16 protein-coding genes, 1 other RNA gene and 1 pseudogene are annotated in these 18,015 nt (G+C 61.1%); 16 read left to right on the top strand and 2 right to left on the bottom strand.

The features are described 5' to 3' along the window. Positions 1-41: 41 nt before the first annotated feature. Positions 42-1,388 (bottom strand): MATE family efflux transporter, encoded by a 1,347-nt coding sequence (locus ACTQVX_RS03250; protein ID WP_441560175.1) that lies wholly within the window; start codon positions 1,386-1,388, stop codon positions 42-44. A gap of 208 nt (positions 1,389-1,596) precedes the next feature. On the opposite strand from ACTQVX_RS03250, the gene moaA reads away from it, so the two are divergent. From moaA to ACTQVX_RS03200, 10 genes and pseudogenes are all read left to right on the top strand, one after another. Continuing rightward, positions 1,597-2,652, top strand: coding sequence for a GTP 3',8-cyclase MoaA (gene moaA, locus ACTQVX_RS03245; protein WP_441560173.1), 1,056 nt, complete (start codon positions 1,597-1,599; stop codon positions 2,650-2,652). A 4-nt stretch (positions 2,653-2,656) separates the two neighbouring features. Next, on the top strand, positions 2,657-3,961 hold the full coding sequence (gene mobB / locus ACTQVX_RS03240) for a molybdopterin-guanine dinucleotide biosynthesis protein B (RefSeq protein ID WP_441560171.1): 1,305 nt from the start codon (positions 2,657-2,659) through the stop codon (positions 3,959-3,961). A gap of 265 nt (positions 3,962-4,226) precedes the next feature. Continuing rightward, positions 4,227-5,513: an MFS transporter gene (locus ACTQVX_RS03235; protein WP_441560170.1), complete on the top strand. Its 1,287-nt coding sequence runs from the start codon at positions 4,227-4,229 to the stop codon at positions 5,511-5,513. Positions 5,514-5,813: 300 nt separating this feature from the next. Continuing rightward, the gene (locus ACTQVX_RS03230; RefSeq protein WP_022095059.1) at positions 5,814-6,125 is read left to right on the top strand and encodes an Asp-tRNA(Asn)/Glu-tRNA(Gln) amidotransferase subunit GatC; all 312 of its coding nucleotides are present in this window, start codon (positions 5,814-5,816) and stop codon (positions 6,123-6,125) included. After that, positions 6,125-7,639: an Asp-tRNA(Asn)/Glu-tRNA(Gln) amidotransferase subunit GatA gene (gene gatA, locus ACTQVX_RS03225; RefSeq protein WP_441560168.1), complete on the top strand. Its 1,515-nt coding sequence runs from the start codon at positions 6,125-6,127 to the stop codon at positions 7,637-7,639. Before ACTQVX_RS03230 ends, gatA begins: the two co-directional genes overlap by 1 nt. After that, positions 7,639-9,315: an Asp-tRNA(Asn)/Glu-tRNA(Gln) amidotransferase subunit GatB gene (gene gatB / locus ACTQVX_RS03220; RefSeq protein WP_441560166.1), complete on the top strand. Its 1,677-nt coding sequence runs from the start codon at positions 7,639-7,641 to the stop codon at positions 9,313-9,315. The genes gatA and gatB overlap by 1 nt, the downstream gene beginning before the upstream one ends. Positions 9,316-10,248: 933 nt before the next feature. Further along, a pseudogene (locus ACTQVX_RS03215) lies at positions 10,249-10,527 on the top strand (heavy metal translocating P-type ATPase); the annotation flags it as partial. An 80-nt stretch (positions 10,528-10,607) separates the two neighbouring features. Then, positions 10,608-10,994: an HAD-IC family P-type ATPase gene (locus ACTQVX_RS03210; protein ID WP_441560206.1), complete on the top strand. Its 387-nt coding sequence runs from the start codon at positions 10,608-10,610 to the stop codon at positions 10,992-10,994. A 145-nt stretch (positions 10,995-11,139) separates the two neighbouring features. Beyond that, complete coding sequence (locus ACTQVX_RS03205) at positions 11,140-11,493, top strand: hypothetical protein (protein WP_441560164.1); 354 nt, start codon at positions 11,140-11,142, stop codon at positions 11,491-11,493. After that, positions 11,490-12,005, top strand: a complete 516-nt coding sequence (locus ACTQVX_RS03200) for a type II toxin-antitoxin system VapC family toxin (protein ID WP_441560162.1) — start codon at positions 11,490-11,492, stop codon at positions 12,003-12,005. Before ACTQVX_RS03205 ends, ACTQVX_RS03200 begins: the two co-directional genes overlap by 4 nt. A gap of 59 nt (positions 12,006-12,064) precedes the next feature. On the opposite strand, the gene ACTQVX_RS03195 is transcribed toward ACTQVX_RS03200, so the two are convergent. After that, the gene (locus ACTQVX_RS03195; protein WP_427719414.1) at positions 12,065-12,499 is read right to left on the bottom strand and encodes a hypothetical protein; all 435 of its coding nucleotides are present in this window, start codon (positions 12,497-12,499) and stop codon (positions 12,065-12,067) included. A gap of 239 nt (positions 12,500-12,738) precedes the next feature. Between ACTQVX_RS03195 and ssrA the strand changes: the two genes are divergently transcribed. The 6 genes from ssrA (at position 12,739) to ACTQVX_RS03165 (ending at position 17,773) form a co-directional block, all read left to right on the top strand. Continuing rightward, positions 12,739-13,102, top strand: a transfer-messenger RNA (tmRNA) gene (gene ssrA / locus ACTQVX_RS03190). Between the two features lie 765 nt (positions 13,103-13,867). After that, entirely contained in the window at positions 13,868-14,746 is an 879-nt protein-coding gene (locus ACTQVX_RS03185; protein WP_441560160.1) for a patatin-like phospholipase family protein, read from the top strand. Positions 14,747-14,903: 157 nt separating this feature from the next. Then, the gene (rplM, locus tag ACTQVX_RS03180) at positions 14,904-15,347 is read left to right on the top strand and encodes a 50S ribosomal protein L13 (RefSeq protein WP_370450665.1); all 444 of its coding nucleotides are present in this window, start codon (positions 14,904-14,906) and stop codon (positions 15,345-15,347) included. A 2-nt stretch (positions 15,348-15,349) separates the two neighbouring features. Continuing rightward, positions 15,350-15,745, top strand: a complete 396-nt coding sequence (rpsI, locus tag ACTQVX_RS03175) for a 30S ribosomal protein S9 (protein WP_022094634.1) — start codon at positions 15,350-15,352, stop codon at positions 15,743-15,745. A gap of 122 nt (positions 15,746-15,867) precedes the next feature. Then, a complete protein-coding gene (gene glmM / locus ACTQVX_RS03170) occupies positions 15,868-17,205 on the top strand; it encodes a phosphoglucosamine mutase (protein ID WP_441057823.1) in 1,338 nt (445 codons plus the stop codon). 100 nt (positions 17,206-17,305) lie between these two features. Further along, complete coding sequence (locus tag ACTQVX_RS03165; protein ID WP_427719420.1) at positions 17,306-17,773, top strand: PTS sugar transporter subunit IIA; 468 nt, start codon at positions 17,306-17,308, stop codon at positions 17,771-17,773. The last annotated feature ends 242 nt before the right edge of the window (positions 17,774-18,015 follow it).

Genomic DNA, 18,015 nt, shown 5'->3' with positions numbered 1-18,015 from the left:
GCTGATGATGTCGTCAATGAGGGAGATTTCGCATTGCCCCGCTACGCTGCTAACTTGTCAAAAGCCCCGCGCCGGTTGAGCACGGTAAACGCGACAACACAGATGACTGCCGACAGAATCGACCCGCACGGCGAGGCGATGCCCATGGGAAACAGCGTGTCGGAATAGGCGTTCGACAGCAGCCACGCGCCCGGCACGCGAATGAGTGCCACGGCCAGCACGTTGTGCGCAAAGCCGATGTAGCTCTTGCCGTATGCAGCGAAAAAGCCGCTAAAGCAAATGTGGATGCCGGCAAAAATCGCGTCGAAAATATAGCTGCGCATATAGCCGGTGCCGGCAGCGACTACTGCAGCGTCCTTGGCAAAAAAGCCAATAAACGCCGGCGCCACCAGCCACATCAGCACCGTGATCAGGCAGCCGTACACCACCGAGATGGTCATGGCGTCTTTGAGCACCTGACGCGCGCGGTCGCCCTTACCCGCGCCGGCGTTTTGCGCCGTGAGTGCACTGACGGTGGCACCCATGGAGCTCGGTACAATGAACAAAAAGCTGATCATCTTTTCGACCAGGCCCACGGCGGCGGCGTCGACCAGGCCGCGATGGTTGGCGATGACGGTGATAAACATAAACGCCACCTGGATGCAGCCGTCCTGCACGGCCACGGGCACGCCGATCTTAAGGATGCCGCCGAGCACCTCGGGCTGGGGGCGCAGGTCGCTACGCTTAACGTGGATGTTCGTGCGGCGGCTCTTAAGCCACACGAGCGCGAGGGCAACGCTTGCCGTCTGGGCGGTTACCGTGCCGAGTGCCGCACCCACGGGGCCGAGCCCCATGTGGCCGATAAACAGAAAATCGAGCGCGATGTTGATGATGCACGCCACGCCGATCACGTACATGGGCGAGCGCGAATCGCCCAGCCCGCGAAAAATGGCCGAGAGGATGTTGTATACGGCGATAAACGGAATGCCGACAAAGCAGATGCGCAGGTAGGCGGCGGTTCCTTCGACTGCCTCGGCTGGCGTGCCAATAAGTGCCACGATCTGTGGGCACAGTGCGAGCAGGATGGCTGCCAGCACTACCGAGACACCCATAAACAGCGTGATAGTGTTGCCGATGACGGTCTCGGCGCGATCGAAGCGGCGCGAGCCCACGGCGTGGCCGACGATAACCGTCGTTCCCATGGCCAGACCCACGAGCGTCACGGTAATGATATAGAGCGTCTGTGCGCCATTGCCCACGGCGGTGATGCCGGCGGCACCGCTAAACTGCCCCATCATGTACAGGTCGGCCATGCCGTAGAGCATCTGCAAAAAGTACGAGAGCATATAGGGCAGGGCAAAGACCGCGATGGTCTTAAGGACATTGCCGCGTGTGAGGTCGTGTTCCATAGGTGGGGCTTTCTGGCTGGGTCTGTTTCCGTACCAGTGTAGTGAAAACCCTACAACGATTGTAGAGTCAAGGTTTGTGTGTTGAGGATGGGCTTGGAAAGCCGGTCTTGTTCGAAGCGACCTGTCCTGTCGTACGGGTGTCGGCATGATTCTCTCGTGGGGTATTATGTTTTTCGAAGAATAAAACGCCGCGTGAGGGGAGGGCTGCGTGGACGGGCACGTGCAGCATGACGGTTTTGGCCGCGATATCAACTACCTGCGCATTGCCGTTACCGACAAGTGCAATTTCCGCTGCATTTACTGCATGCCGGCCGATGGCGTGGCGCCCCGTGCACACGACGAGTTACTCAGCGCCGAGGAAATCGCCCGCTTTGTGCGCTTGGTGGCGGGGGAGGGCATTCGCCGCGTGCGCCTGACGGGCGGCGAGCCGCTGGTCAGCCGCCGTATTATTCCGCTTATTCGCGACATCCGCGCGATCCCTCAGATCGAGGACATCTCGCTCACCACCAACGGCGCCCTGCTGCCCAAGCTGGCGCCGCAGCTCAAAGATGCCGGGCTTAACCGCGTCAACATCTCGCTCGACACGCTCGACCCTACGCTCTTTGAAAAGATCACGCGCCTGGGTCGGCTCGAGCAGACCATGGCCGGCATCGACGCGGCGCTGGCTTGGGGCTTTGAGCCCGTTAAGGTCAACTGCGTTGTTGTGCGCCGGCTCAACCAGGATGTGGCGGCCCTCGCGCGGCTCACGCTCGACCGTCCCATCCACCTGCGCTTTATCGAATATATGCCCATCGGCGACGAGCACACGAGCTCGCATTGCGCTGTGGACCCGCATGCGCCCGCGCTCAATCCCGAGCTGTGGGACGCGAGCGATACCGTGCCGAGTGACGAGCTGCGGGCGCGCATCAATGCCGGGGCCACCGCGACGGGACTGGGCGAGCTCGAGCCGCTCGACATCAACGATGCTCCTGCCGGCGCGGGCCCTGCGCGCTATTGGCGCTTTCCGGGCGCGGCGGGAACGGTTGGCTTCATTAGCGCCATGTCCAACCATTTTTGTGCGAATTGCAACCGTCTGCGCCTGACGGCCGATGGCAACGTGCGTCCGTGCCTGTTTAGCGATGCCGAGTATTCGGTGCGCGACGCCCTGCGCCGTGGTGATGATATGCAGGTACTTTCGATTTGGCGCGATGCCGTGGCCCACAAACCGCAGGAACACGCGATAATTGAGGGCACGCAACGATTCATGTCCCAAATCGGAGGATGATCATATGGCCAAGAGCAGGTACGCCGACGCCACCAAGGCCGCTCGCAGGGCCGCGATGTCTGCCCACAAAGTCACGGCCGCGGCGAATGCTGGCAACGCCGACGCGTCCGCGCAGCCGACTTCCAGCGCGGCCACCGAACCCGCCCGTGACGCACGTCGCAACGAGCTGACGCACGTGGACGCCAAGGGCGAGGTGTGCATGGTCGATGTGTCCGACAAGGCCGAGACCCATCGCATCGCCATCGCCGAGGGCACCATCCTCATGCATCCCGAGACACAGGCCATGGTGCTGAAGGACCGCGCCAAAAAGGGCGACGTGCTTGCCTGCGCGCGCGTGGCGGGCATCATGGCCATCAAACGCACGAGCGACATCATTCCCATGTGCCATCCGTTGCTCATTACCAAGAGCAAATGCGACATTGCGCCCATCGCTCCGGCGGGGACGCCGGCCGAGGACGTGCCCGAGGGCTGGGCACCGGCGCGCGCGGACGGGCAGGTTGGCTTTCACGTACTGGTTACGGCCGGCGTGACGGGCAAGACGGGTATCGAGATGGAGGCTCTGACCGGCGCGAGTGCCGCGTGCCTAACGATCTATGACATGTGCAAGGCGGTTGATCGCGGTATGGAGATCGTCGACGTGCGCCTGCTGCACAAGGAGGGCGGCCGCTCGGGCGTGTGGGACCGCGCAGAGCGTCAGGCTGCTGCTGTTGAGGCCGTGGCCACTGACGGTGCCGCACCCGCGAGCGCACCCGTCGCCGTCGCGCCCGCAGCTCCGACACCGGCCGTCCCCGCGATCGCGTTTATCGGCTACCAAAACTCGGGCAAGACCACGCTCGTCGAGAAAGTTATCGCCGAGCTCACCCGTCGCGGCCTGCGCGTGGGTTCGCTCAAGCATCACGGGCACCACGGCTTTGATATCGACGTGCCCGCTAAGGATACCTGGCGCCATCACCAGGCCGGATCCAAGCACGTGGGCCTCATCTGCGCCACGCGCTGGGCGGAGTACGCCGACACACGCGAGGAGGACGAGATGCCCGCGCGCGAGCTGCTGTCGCGCTACAACGATGTCGACGTGGTGATCATCGAGGGCTACAAGACCGAGGGCTTCGACAACATCGTGGTCGCGCGCTCCGGTGTCGACCGTCTGCGTGGCAAGAGCTCGCTCGACCTGGTCGACGGCCGCACGCTGGCCCTTGCCTGCAACGAAGCCCTGGCACGTCAGGCCTTCGACGCAGGCTTTGCGACCCGAGCCATCAACATCAACGACGCCCGCGCCATCTGCGACCTTATCCAAGACCATCTGGCCTAAAACCTGCCAAAAAGGGACAGGTTCATTTTGGCAGGTTCTATCTGGGCAAACGTCATTTCCACCACAGAGGGGCCAGGCACCTTTGTGGTGGTTTTTGCTTTGGTAGATTTTTGTGACATGCCTTACAATCTACCAAGTAGTTCATGACGGGCGAAAAACGGAGAGAAGGGGCTTGATGCGTCCTTAATGTTTCATGCGGATAGATTGATTTGACAGACGGCGGCGAATGTCCACCGCCCGTATTCGTATGAAACGAGGAGTCTCCGTGCTCGTATCTCTTCTCTCAAAACCTCACCCTTCGTTGTCCGCGCAGGCTAAGCACCTGGTGGCAATGCGCTTTCTCATATATACCGGCTTTCAGACCAGCTACTTCATCGGCGTCATCGGAACGCTCACCTATGCAGACGATGCCTCGGTCGTTGCGACATCGCTGGCCGTCCTGTTTATGAACGTCTTCGTGATCCTGGGATCCTTTGCGGGTGGAGCGGCGCTTGACGCTTGGGGTCCGTGCCGGCATTTCCGGGCGAGTATCTTCGGCACGTTGGCAACCGGCGCGGCGATTATCGCCTTTGGCAGCGCGACCGGAACAGTCCTTGCCGGCGCGGTGCTCCTGGGCTTTGTGATAGGATTCGCCCAGCCCGTCGCCACGTCCTATCCGGCGTATCTCACCGACGACCCCGTCGAGCTCAAAGACATCAACTCCGCCATCGCCATGCTCTCCAACGTGAGCATTATCGTCGGCCCCACACTGGGCGGCTTTGTCGCGGCGGCTGCATCGTCACACGCGGTGTTTTTGCTCATGATGATCTTTGCCGTACTGGCGCTCGTCGCCGGTTGGGGCTTTAGGCCGCAAGCAGGTCGCGTCGCCGCGCGCGAAAGTGCTCCCGCGGATAGCAGCACAACGGCAAGTACTGCCATTCAAAGCTCCGACTCCAATAAATCCACCCGCGTCACCTTCGTGACTAGCATCAAGACAGTCTTTACCAACAGCGTCCTCGCCCTGCTGTTCTGCATTATTTTCCTTTCGAACTTTGGCTATGGCGCCTTCGATCCACTGGAGTCATTCTTCTACCGTGATGTCCTGCATGTCGGTGTCGAGTGGATGGGCTGGCTCTCGTCTACCTGCGGCGTGGGCGCGGTGCTGGGCGCCGTGGTCGCGCTCCGCTTGCCGCCGCACCTGGTCAACCTTAAGACGCTGCTTGTGGCGCTTCTGTCCGTGGGCCTGGGAAGTTTGCTCTATGTGGGGACGCCGTACGTGGGCGTAGCCCTCGTCGGCCAGATTGCCCTGGGCGTGGCCTGGGGCGTCGTCAACCCGCTCCACAACACGATCGTGCAAACGACGGCCCCGCTCGAACAGCTCGGTCGCGTCAACTCGGTCATGGGCTTTGGCAACATGTTCGCCGGCGTGGCGCCGCTGGCGATTGCCCCGTGGCTGGCGGCGATGTTTGGCGTGCAGCAGACGCTCATCGGGGCGGGTATGGTCGTGACGGCGGTTCCCGCGGCACTGCTGCTGTTTGGACACCGGCATTTGGATCGTGCCGCAAAGCAGTAAAAACCATCACAACATTCGATGAAAATCGCGATTTTGCCGAATAACGTCGAATGTTGTGATGGTTTGCGCCCCGGGTCATGCCATCCTGCGGATCCGGCCACCACAAAGGGCGCAGTTCACAGGCACCTTTGTGGCGGTTTTTGCTATGGACGGTGCGGTTTCGCTGCAGAACCGCCGGCCCGCCGCCTGCCAACCGCCGCCCTCGTTACGTTTTCGCTGCATTTGGGTAAAGCGCCTGCTCCAAGCCGGCGTTGCCTTGTATACTAGAGCGGTTTAACTGTTATGCGGAAGGGAGCGCCTATGGCACTCAGCGAGAAAGACGTGCGCGGTATCGCCGAGTACGCAAAGATCGCACTGACCGATGACGAGCTCGCCCAGATGACGTCCTACATGAACGATGCCGTCCAGATGCTCGAGCCCGTCTTGCAATATGACTTGCCCGACGTGGAGCCCACGTTCCATCCCATCGGAAGCCTGTCCAACGTGATGGGTGATGACCTGCGCGAGTCCGAGCGCGACCTGCCGCTCGACGTCGCGCTCGAAAACGCCGGCAGCGCGCGCGACCGCTACTTCCGCGTGCCGTCCATTTTGGGAGAGGGGGAGAGCGAGTAATGGCGCAGAGCTTCGATTCCCTTACCGCTGTCCAGATTGCCACGGGCGTTGCCGCGGGCGACTTTACCGCTACCGAGGTGGCCCAGGCCTCCCTTGCCGCCATCGAGGCGCGCGAGGGCGGGGTCCAGGCATTCCTGCAGGTGGCGCCCGAGCTTGCGCTCGAGGCCGCCGCGCGCGTGGATGCCGATCGTGCCGCAGGCAAGCCGCTGCCCCCGCTCGCGGGCGTGCCGCTGGCCATCAAGGACAACATGAACCTTGTGGGCACGCGCACCACCTGCGCTTCCCGCATGCTCGAGAACTACCAGAGCGTCTACACCGCCACCTGCGTCCAGCGCATGCTCGATGCCGGCTGCCTGCCCATGGGCAAGGCCAACATGGACGAGTTTGCCTTTGGCAGCTCCACCGAGAGCTCGGCGTTCCACCGCACCAACAACCCCTGGGATACCGAGCGCGTGCCCGGCGGCTCCTCGGGCGGCTCCGCTGCCGCTGTCGCCGCGGGCGAGGTCGCGCTCTCGCTGGGCTCGGACACCGGCGGCTCCATTCGCCAGCCGGCGTCGCTGTGCGGCGTGGTGGGCTTTAAGCCCACGTATGGCGCCGTGAGCCGTTACGGCGTGGTCGCCTTTGGCTCGTCGCTCGACCAGGTGGGCCCCTTCGGCCGCACGGTCGAGGATGTCGCGCTGGCCATGAACGCGCTTACCGGCGCGGGCCACGATCCGTACGACTGCACCAGCCAGGATTGCGCCGTCGATTTTACCGAGCATCTCAACGACAGCATCGAGGGTAAGCGCGTGGGTATCATCCCCGCGTTTATGGAGGCCGAGGGCCTGACGTCCGAGGTCAAGGCCGCTGTTCAGCGCGCCGCCCAGGAGCTGCAGAACCAGGGCGCCGAGCTGGTCGAGGTCGACCTGCCGCACCTGGATGCCGCCATCGCCGCCTACTACGTCATCGGCCCGGCCGAGGCGTTCTCCAACCTGGCCCGCTTCGACGGTATTCGCTACGGCTATCAGGAGGAGGGCTGCGCCAACCTGTCCGACCAGAGCTCGCTGTCGCGCGCCCACGGCTTTGGCGCCGAGGCCAAGCGCCGTCAGATGCTCGGCGCCTACCTGCTGAGCTCGGGCGTGTACGACAAGTATTACTACGCTGCGCAAAAGGCCCGCACGCTCATCACGCAGGACTACGACATCGCGTATGCCAAGGTGGACACCATCCTCATGCCCGCCTCGCCGCGCACGGCCTTTAAGTTTGGCGAGATCAGCGACCCCACGCAGATGTACCTCTCCGACCTGTACACCATCTCGCTCAACATTTGCGGCAACGGTGGTATCTCGGTGCCGCTGGGCTTGGGCGAGGATACTCAGCTGCCCGTTTCTGCCCAGCTGGTGGGTCCGGCGTTTAAGGACCGTCAGCTGCTCACGTTTGCCCGCGCCCTGGAGCGCGGCTTTGCCGATGCCGCCACGGGTGCGCCCGCGCTTTCCGTCGCACCCGATTTTGCCGGGAAGGGAGGCGAGCTGTAATGAAGGAGCTTTCCGAGGTCCTGCAGGATTGGGAGGCCGTGATCGGCCTGGAGATTCATACCGAGCTCACCGCACTCGATACCAAGATGTTCTGCAACTGCAAGCTCAGCCACGATGACGAGCCCAACGCCAACGTGTGTCCGGTGTGTTTGGGCCTGCCCGGCGCCCTGCCGGTGCCCAACAAGCGCGCCATCGAGAGCATCGTTAAGGCCGGCCTCGCCACCAACTGCGAGATCCAGCGCCACTCGATGTTCTACCGCAAGCACTACTTCTATCCCGATATGGCCAAGAACTTCCAGACCACGCAGGGTCCGGTCGCCTTTGCCATGTACGGTCACCTGGACCTGGACGTGACTGGCCGCGGCGCTGCAGAGCGCCCCGATTGCGCGTTTGGCGAGGCCGAGGCCCAGAGCCTGGCGAGCGCCTCGGCCAACGCCGAGGGCCTGTCCACGTCCATGACGTCGACCATGCGCGAGGGCAACCAGCGCGCCGGCCATCTGGCCAGCTATGACGCGTCCAACCTGCAGATGCCCGAGCGTCGCGAGGACGGTTCCTACACGGTGCCCATCCGCATTCTGCGCATCCACATGGAGGAGGACGCCGCCAAAATGGTCCACGTGGGTGGTGCCGAGGGCCGCATTACCGCCGCGGCCGAGTCGCTCGTCGACTACAACCGCTGCGGCACGCCTTTGATCGAGCTCGTCACCGAGCCCGACTTGCGTACGCCTGAGGAGGCTCGCCTGTTTATGGAAAAGCTCCGTCGCATCTTTGTGACGCTGGGCATTTCGGACTGCTCCATGGAGAAGGGTTCTATGCGCTGCGACGGCAACGTGTCGCTGCGCCGTCGCGGCGAGACCAAGCTGGGTACCAAAACCGAGCTTAAGAACCTCAACTCGTTTAAGAGCCTGCACGACGGCCTTGCCTACGAGATTTGCCGCCAGGCCGAGGTGCTCGAGGAGGGCGGCATTATCTATCAGGAGACCCGCCACTGGGAGCCCAGCCGCAAGCGCACCGTGGTCATGCGTGTGAAGGAGACGGCCGACGACTATCGTCTGTTCCCCGACCCCGACTTGGCGCCGTTCGATCTGGACGACGAGTTCATCGATCGCTGCCGAGGTGAGATTCCCGAGCTGCCCGATGCCAAGCGCGCCCGTTTTGAGGCCGATTTTGGCATTAAGGCGGCCGATGCCGAGCAAATCGCCGGTGACCCGGAGTTTGCCGAGTTCTTTGAGGCCGCCGCTGCCGGTATGGCTGGCAAGGAGGCCCAGACGGTTGCAAACTTGCTGGTGAACGAGATGATCGCCTACCTTAAGGGCGCGGGCGTGTCGCTCGTCGAGTCCGGCATCGCGCCGGCTCAGGTGGCAGCGCTTGCCAAGCTGCTGGCGACCGATGCCATCAGCTCCAACCAGGCTCACGAGGTCTTTGAGGCCATGGCCCAGACCGGCGACGACCCCAACAAGATCGTCGACGAGCGCGGTATGCGTCAGGTGAGTGATGCCGGCGCGCTGCAGCCGATTGTGGACGAGGTGCTGGCAAACTGTGCCGATCAGGCACAGCAGTATCGTGACGGCAACCAGAAGGTCATCGGCTTTTTGGTGGGCCAGTGCATGAAGGCGAGCCGCGGCAAGGGTAACCCAAAGCTCTTCAACGAGTTGCTGAGAACGTCGCTCTCGTAAGCGGGAACCGAGGGGCCGGGCGCAGGGCCTTGCCTCTCAATTTCGGACAGTCCTGACTCACGACGGAGGCGCCACTGGCGCCTCCTGTTCGTGCGGAACTCATTGAGAGGCAAGGCCCTGCGCCCGGCTCCTCGGTTCCGTGGCGACTCGGCCGTTCTGGTCAGTCGGGCTGAATGGAAATAGAGTGAATGGGCGCGCCGTTGGCGCGCCCATTGTTTTTGAAGGGAACTCATTTTGAGCAAGCGCCCGCCCTGCCGGGGCTCCCGGGTTCCGTGGCGACTCAGCCGTTCTGGTCAGTCGGGCTGAATGGAATTTGGTGAATGAGGGTGCCGTTGGCACCCTCATTTTTTTGTGGATGTGGCGCAGGGACGGTCCCTTGGTCACATTTTTGGGCTGTGGAAAGCGAAGCTTAATACTTTTCCCGAGAAGTGAACGACCTTATTTGGACCTCTGAAGCATCGACACTATTTGGACGCTGTTTCCTGCGGTTTTGCCGAGTTTTCCCTGCGGTTTTGTTACTAAAAAATGCGGATGCTTCAGGGGTCCGATTTTGCTCGTTCACTTCTCGGGAAAAGTATTAGACCTCGATTTGCTGGGACGGGGGAGAGTCTTTCTTGGATGCCGGAGATGTACGTTGCGGCAGACCGATTGTCGAAAGTCGGTCGGTCTGCACCCTAAGATTTCCAGAAAGTTAACCATTATTGACCTTAATAGTTAGTCCTACTTAACTATTATCCAAAAGTGTGCTCATGCAAACTTATTCACTCGGGTGTTGAGGCACCGTGCCGTGTCCAATGCGGCAAAAGGGAGAAGCAACATGAAGAAGTCGACGTTTAACACCCTGCTTGTCGGTGGCGGTTTTCTGCTTGGTACGGCTGGCATCAAGCTGCTCGCCAGCGCTCCGGTAAAGAATGCCTGCGTGCAGGGCATTGCGTGCGGCATGCTGCCGTCGAGTACTTCGTGGCACACGGCATCGCTTCGTCCATCGAAGGGCGTCGCGTCATCATCGGTTCCGCGCACTTTGTATTTGAGGATGAGGGCGCGCAGCTCGAGTCCGACATTAAGGAGCAAATCGAGCCTCAGATGCAGGGCCTGTCGCCGCTGTATTTGGCGGTCGATGGCAAGGTCGTCGGCGTGCTCGGCATCGAGGACCCGCTCAAGCCTGGGGTCCGTGAGGTCATCGCCGACCTGCATGCTCTGGGCGTCAAGCATGTCGTTATGTTCACAGGCGATTCCGAGCGCACGGCCGAGCGCATTGCGCGAGAGACAGGGTCGACGAGTTTAAGGCCGAGCTGCTGCCCGAGGACAAGTACGCGTATGCGGAGCGCATTAAGGGCGAGGGGAGCCATGTTGCCATGGTGGGCGACGGCGTCAACGATTCGTCGGCACTCGCTTTGGCCGACGTGGGGCTTGCAATGGGTGGCGGAAGCGACGTCGCCAAGGAGGTCGCCGATATCATCCTGACCGATACGGATCTTGCTGCGATCGTGCGCCTGCGCCGTATGAGCCAGGGCCTCGTTGATCGTCTGACGAGCTCCTACTCTAAGGTGATGCTCACCAAGTCGGCGCTCTTGGTACTGGGCATTACCGGCGCGATTGCCCCGCAGGCATCGTTGCTGCTGCACAACGGCTCGACAATCGCCTACAGCCTGAGCAACGCGAAGGCATATCTGCGTTAGGAGACGTGTTTGCCCACGTTATCTGGCATGCGCCCAGACGGCATCGGTGTCGTCCGGATGCAGGCCTTTTGTATTTGACCCCAATTGATAGCGTCTCTATATAGTGTTGCTATCGAGGCTAGCAATTGAAGGGAGCGAGATCGACGTGGGTGCTGCTAGCGGCATGGCGCAGGTGAACGTTCGCGTGGATCGCCAGGTCAAGAACCGCGCCGAGGAGGCGCTGCGGCTTTCGGGCGGGTCACTGCCCGAGCTCATCAAAAAGGTGGTGGCCAAGGTTGCGCAGGGTGGCGGTTCGTGCGAAGAGGTGTTGTCGGCCATTGACGACCAGCCGCCTAGCGCTGGTGCCACCTCGCCGTTTGTCGCATCATGGGCGGCGGCGGATCAGATTTACGCGGACCTGGGCATCGCTACGTCGCCCGTATCCGACGATCGCGATTGGGACACAATCTATTCCGAAGCCATGGATGAGCATTATCGCCAAAAGGGGATGATCCTGTGAGTGGAGGCCCCCTTAGGATCATGGTGGATGCCAACGTATGGGTCGATTCGTTTTGCGTCGACCATACCGAGTCGCTTGCCGCGCGTACGTTTATTGGGCAGGCGACGGAGACGGGGGCGTTGCTGTTCTTTCCGGTGCATATTGCCAAGGACGTGCTGTACGTTGTCCAACACGAGCTGAAGCGTAGCGTTCTTGCCGGCGGGGGAGCGCTCGACGAGGCATCTGTCCGTGCAATTGGCGATGCGGCGTTGGCGTTTGTTCGGAACATGACCGAAAACGCCACGGCCGTGGGTACTGATGCATCGGACCTTTGGCTGGCCGACAAATACTTAGCGCTCCATCGCGATTACGAGGACAACTTGGTACTCGCCGCGTGCAAGCGCGCGCAGATCGATTACTTGGTGACCAACAATCGCAAGCTGCTCGAACATGCCGATCTTGCAGCAAAGACCCCGCGCCAAATGATGCCGATTCTAGCTTTGGCCGAACGTGGTGGCGCGGCTATCGGTTAGCGCGAACTGTTTGCGTGGCCTTCGGAACGTCGGCGCTCAGAAGGCCACGCATCCTTTAATTACAAAAGCGCTGCCTTGATGACGGGAGCTTCGACGAGCTTCTCGGCGGCCTTTTCGTCGGAATCGTTTAGTGCTGCTAGACTGCGGTAGACCCACTCGTTGACCTGGGTGTTCTTGACGCCTGCGGTCTGCATAAGGGCGCCTACCTCGCGGATTGCTGCGAGCAGATCGGCTTTGGGACCCGCGAGCTCGACCTCGATGCCGTGGTAGGCGGCCACGCCGCGGTTCTCGCTCACGTGGTCGATAAAGCCCGCGACGGTCTCAAACTGCTGGGCGAGAGCTGCATCATCGTCAGCGTCCAGCGCAACAAGGGCGTTCGATACCGTGAGGGCGGGATGTCCACAGGGGACAAAGCCTTCGATGACATCCATAGCTTCGGTAATGGTTGAGCCCAGGCCTGCGAGGGCATTGACGAGTTGCTGCTTGGTATCCATAACGGTCCTTCCGACGGGTCAATTTTGCTTGGCGAAAATATACGTGACGCGTTCAGTGGCAAAAATGCGAAGTATGGTGCACATTAGGGCCTTCACAGCTCGTGCATAGAGCAGCTGTCTGCCTTTAGAACGTGGTAAGATAGCTATCCACGAGCGGGGTTTACCCCGCGTGTTCCTTGAAAAGTCGACGGTTATCGGGTGTTTGCAGGCCCGATACCATCCAGACTTTCCCAACATTCGGGGGCGACTGGTTTCGACACGATAGCTCTGAGAGAGGAAGCAAGCCGAGGTCTCCTCGCCTCGTTAAACAGGGGTACCGTCAAATTGAATTGACAACAACTCTTCTTTTGAGCCTATGGCTCTCGCTGCTTAGTTTATAGCGGCGCGTCAACCCGGTGATTTCCCCGACACCGGCGCGACGTCATGTTAGGGGAATGCTCCCGCGCACGTAATCGGTATGGCGCGGGCTAAGACCGAACCGGTTGGGATGCCGCGAGCGTGTCGCTGCGCGCAAAGCGTCCGAGACTAAACCAGCGACTGAGCTTGGAGATGCCAATCAGGGGGCTTTCGTGGACCGGAGTTCGATTCTCCGCGCCTCCACCAATAGCTACAGGCAGGTAGGTAAACGCACCTACCTGCTTTTTTATTACTTATAGATACCGCGGAGAATCGAACTCTATGCAGGGCGCGGGCGTAAAGAAAACGCGTAAGCGTTTTTAGCCCGCGGGCGAGGACGCCGGCAGGCGGCCGAAGCCGGCGCGTATTTGCGAAGCAAATACGCGGATTCTCCGCGCAAAGCCTCGACCCTATATAGATGCGATGCCGATCGGATGACAGCCGGCAACGCCCTGCGCCAGCGTCATCCCCGCACCGCGGAGAATCGAACTCTATGCAGGGCGCGGGCGTAAAGAAAACGCGTAAGCGTTTTTAGCCCGCGGGCGAGGACGCCGGGAGGCGGCCGAAGCCGGTGCGGATTTGCGAAGCAAATACGCGGATTCTCCGCGCAAAGCCTCTACAAGGTGGAGTAGTCAATTTGGGACGGGGCTATTTTAGCTACCCCTATAAGCCAGTCGATATTAGTTCCGGTCCCCAATAATTCGTCGACAGTCAAAGGGCAGCTAAAATAGCCCCGTCCCAAATTGACTACTCACGTTGACGCCTCAAGCGGAAGTTGCATCCCAGAATCTACGCTCAGAATGGGATGCATTTTCCGGATGGGTTGTTGGCGGAAAGTCCATCCCGGAATCGCCCCCCAGAACGGGACGTGCTTTCCGCCAGCCGCCCCGTCCTCCTCAACTCCAAAACCCATGCGCTCGCCATCTCAAAACTGGGTAGAAGAAGGCCAAAACGAAACAGTAGGAGGTCAACATGACGGCAGAAGATAAGGCAAAGAACGCCGGCAAGGTCGCGCTCGTCTTGGAGGGCGGCAGTTTTCGCGGGCAGTTTACCGCGGGCGTGCTCGACGTCCTCATGGAGGCTGGCGTCGAGATTCCGGCTGTCTACGGTGTATCGGCCGGCGCCCTCAACGGCGTGAACTACAAGTCGCACCAGATCGGCCGTGCCAACCGCATCAACCTGACTTTCTGCAACGACAACCGCTTCATGGGTGCCGCATCGTTTGCGTCCACGGGCTCCATCGTGGGTTACGACTTCATCTTCAACGATGTCCAGGACCGCTTGGATCCCTTTGATAACGAGGCATTCGACGCGAGCCCCATCGAGATGTACGCCGTCGCGACGGACATGCTCTTTGGAACCGCTGCATACCTGCCGGTCAAAAGCGCCGTGCTCGACCTCGATGCCGTGCGCGCCTCGACGTCGCTGCCGCTGGTGACGCCGCCGGTCGAGATCGACGGGCACAAATACGTCGACGGCGGCGTAGCCGATTCGGTCCCCATCGAGCACGTGCTGGAGGAGGCCGGCTTCGATCGCGCGGTTGTCATTGTCACGCAGGACCGCTCGTACGAGAAAAAGCCCTACGAGTTTATGCCTGCCGCACGCGCCCGCTATGCCGACTACCCCTATCTGCTCGAGGCTATTGAGACGCGCCACGACCGCTATAACATCCAGCGCATGCATCTGTGGAAGTATGAGCGCGAGGGCCGCGCGCTGGTCGTTGCCCCGCAAAAGCCTGTCGAGGTCGGTCACGTCGAGCACGATCCGGCAAAGCTTCTCGACCTGTATATTCAGGGTCGTCAGGAGGTAAAGCGTCTGCTGAGTGATATCGAGGCATTTGTCGAGCGCTAGCGTCGCGACATCATTACCGATGGACGACATGTGCAGAAAGTCTGGTCAGAGCCAAAATACCTGTTGACTCGGGCGACGGGCGGGGTAATATGGACGGGTTACTTGCAGAGCCCCGTGAATCTCTGTAACAACACGTACTGTACATGGAGGAGTCTAAGTGATTTCGAAATCGACTCACTACGCCAAGCAGGGCGAGGTCCAGCGCAACTGGGTTCTCGTCGACGCCGATGGTGCTGTCCTGGGCCGTCTTGCCACCCAGATCGCAATGATCCTGCGCGGTAAGAACAAGCCCCAGTTCACGCCCAACAGCGACTGCGGCGACTTCGTTGTCGTCATCAACGCCGATAAGGTCCAGCTTACCGGTAACAAGGCCGACACGAAGACCTATTATCGCCACAGCGGCTACAACGGCGGCCTCAAGGCTGAGAGCTTCCACCAGGCTATGGAGAAGCACCCGGAGAAGGTCATCGAGCGCGCCGTTCGCGGCATGCTGCCCAAGACCACCCTCGGCCGTGCCCAGATGACCAAGCTTAAGGTCTACGCTGGTGCCGAGCATCCGCATGCTGCCCAGAACCCCACGAAGATTGAGCTGGAGGCTTAAAGATGGCTGAGAACACCGTTGTCTACCAGGGTACCGGCCGTCGTAAGAACGCCGTCGCCCGCGTCCGTCTCGTCCCCGGCACCGGCAAGGTGACTATCAACAAGCGTGACGCCGAGCAGTATTTCGGCCGTCATCAGCTCGTTGAGAACGCCCTTGCTCCCTTCAAGGTGACCGATACCGCCGGTCAGTTCGACGTTATCGCTCTGTGCGATGGCGGCGGCATCTCCGGTCAGTCCGGCGCTCTGCGCCTGGGCATCGCTCGCGCTCTTCTGAACGCTGGCGACTACCGTGCTGACCTCAAGAAGGCCGGTTTCCTTACGCGCGATGCTCGCGTGGTCGAGCGCAAGAAGTACGGCCTCAAGAAGGCCCGCCGCGCTCCCCAGTTCTCCAAGCGTTAAGGTTTTTCTCCTTACGAGATACAATGTACAAGCGGGGCCTGCCGATTGCTCGGCGGGTCCCGCTTTTCTTTTTCGACTAGGGTGGGCGAGTGCGTTTTGCCCACTTGGGAAGGAGCGATCCTATGCCCCAGAACATCTTTGGCACCGACGGCGTCCGTGGCGTCGCCAACGCCGACCTCTCGTGCGACCTCGCGTTTCGCCTTGGCCGTGCGGCGACCAAGTTCCTTGGTCCGGACATTTGCATCGGCCGTGACACGCGTCTTTCGGGCACCATGCTCGAGAGCGCTCTGACCGCTGGCATTATGGCCGAGGGCGGTCGCCCGCACTGCTGCGGCGTTATCCCTACGCCGGCCGTGGCGCTGCTCACTGTCCAAAACGACCTCGACGGCGGCATCGTCATCTCCGCTTCGCACAATCCGCCGGAGTTTAACGGCATCAAGTTCTTTAGCCGCAAGGGCATGAAGCTTCCCGATGCCGTTGAAGAAGAGATCAGCGCCTGGGTCATGTCCGAGGAGGCCATGGCTGCCGACACGCTGCCGACCGGCGCCGGTGTGGGCCACATCATCAAGATGAAGGACGCTCGCAAGGCATACGTCGACCACGCTATCAGCACCCTCGACGGCCTTAAGCTCGACGGCCTGGTCGTTGCCGTTGACTGCGGTCACGGTGCTTCCTGCCAGACCACGCCTGCCGCGCTTCAGCGTCTGGGCGCCACGGTCCACGCCATCAATACAGACTACTGTGGCACCGACATCAATGTCGAGTGCGGCTCCACTCATCTTGAGCCCCTGCGCGAGCTCGTGCTGCGCACCCACGCCGACATCGGCCTGGCCCACGACGGTGACGCCGATCGCGTGCTGTTCGTGGACAGCGAGGGCAACGAGATCGATGGTGATTACATCCTGGCCATCTGCGGCTCTGACCTCGCCGCTCGCGGTAAGCTCGCCAACTCCGAGATCGTCTCGACCGTTATGTGCAACTTGGGCTTTTCCATCGCTATGAAGGAACAGGGCTTTGAGATGGTGCAGACCGCCGTGGGCGACCGCTACGTGCTGGAGCGCATGCTCGCGGACGGCGCCGTTATCGGCGGAGAGCAGTCCGGCCACATCATCTTCCTGGAGCACAACACCACCGGCGATGGCCTGGTGACGGCGCTGCAGCTGCTGGCCGTGCTCAAGCGCACTGGCCGCACCCTCACCGACCTTGCCGGCATCATGAAGAAGTACCCGCAGGTGCTCGTCAACGTGCATTCCGACAACAAGGCCGGTCTGGACGATTGCCAGCCCATTTGGGACGCTGTCGCTGCCGCCGAGAAGGAGCTTAACGGTCGCGGCCGCATTCTGGTGCGCCCGAGCGGTACCGAGCCGCTGGTTCGCGTGATGGCCGAGGCCGAGACGCACGAGCTGACTCAGCGCGTCGTTGACGACATCGTCGAGGTTGTCAAGCGCGAACTCCCCTAATGGTCAAAAACCAATGCCAAGTGGTAAACTAGTAAACTGGTTTTGATTATTGGTATGTCCAAGGGGGAGCATGTTCACTAAAGTCCTAAGGTCTTTTGGTATGCGTGGTCGGGTCCTTACGCTGGATGCTCCCATCTCGGGCGATGTCATTCCGCTTTCCGAGGTTAACGACCAGACGTTTGCCACTGGCCTTTTGGGCCAAGGCGTTGCCATTCGGCCTACGGGCACGCGCGTGATTGCACCTGCGGATGCCAAGATCGAGGCGATTTTTCCAACGGGACACGCCGTTGCGCTCAACACGGTCGATGGCTTGGATGTTTTAATCCACGTTGGACTCGATACCGTTCAGCTTGAGGGCAAACACTTTACCGTGCATGCACAGGTGGGCGATATCGTCCATAAGGGCGATGTGCTTATCGAGTTTGAACGCGAGGCAATCGAGGCCGAGGGCTACGATGTGACGGTTCCCATTTTGGTGTGCAACTCTGTTGAGTTCTCGAGCATCAAGGGCTCCGTCGGCGAGCATGTCGAGGAGATGGATCAGCTCATCGTCGCTCGCGAGCGCTAACTCGTTCGCTTGCCCTTTGGCCTACAATTCAAACACGTTTACGGAGGGCGCCCTTGAAAGAGGGCGCCCTCCGTGGCAAGATGGAAATTGTCCGAGGCTAAAAGGCTTCGGGTCACCGTGGACGGGCAGGGGCCTCGACGCGGCTAGACACGAGATACATACATTACGCGACCTCGCCCTGGTGGCCGCACACGTTGGTTGCGGCCGACGCAGGCCGCGGGCAAGTGCTTGTAAGGGGAGCC

The organism is Collinsella sp. LCP19S3_A6 (assembly GCF_052122015.1).
GTDB lineage: Bacteria > Actinomycetota > Coriobacteriia > Coriobacteriales > Coriobacteriaceae > Collinsella.
Note: the sequence above shows the minus strand (reverse complement) of the source record. Positions and strands in the feature narration are given on the sequence as shown.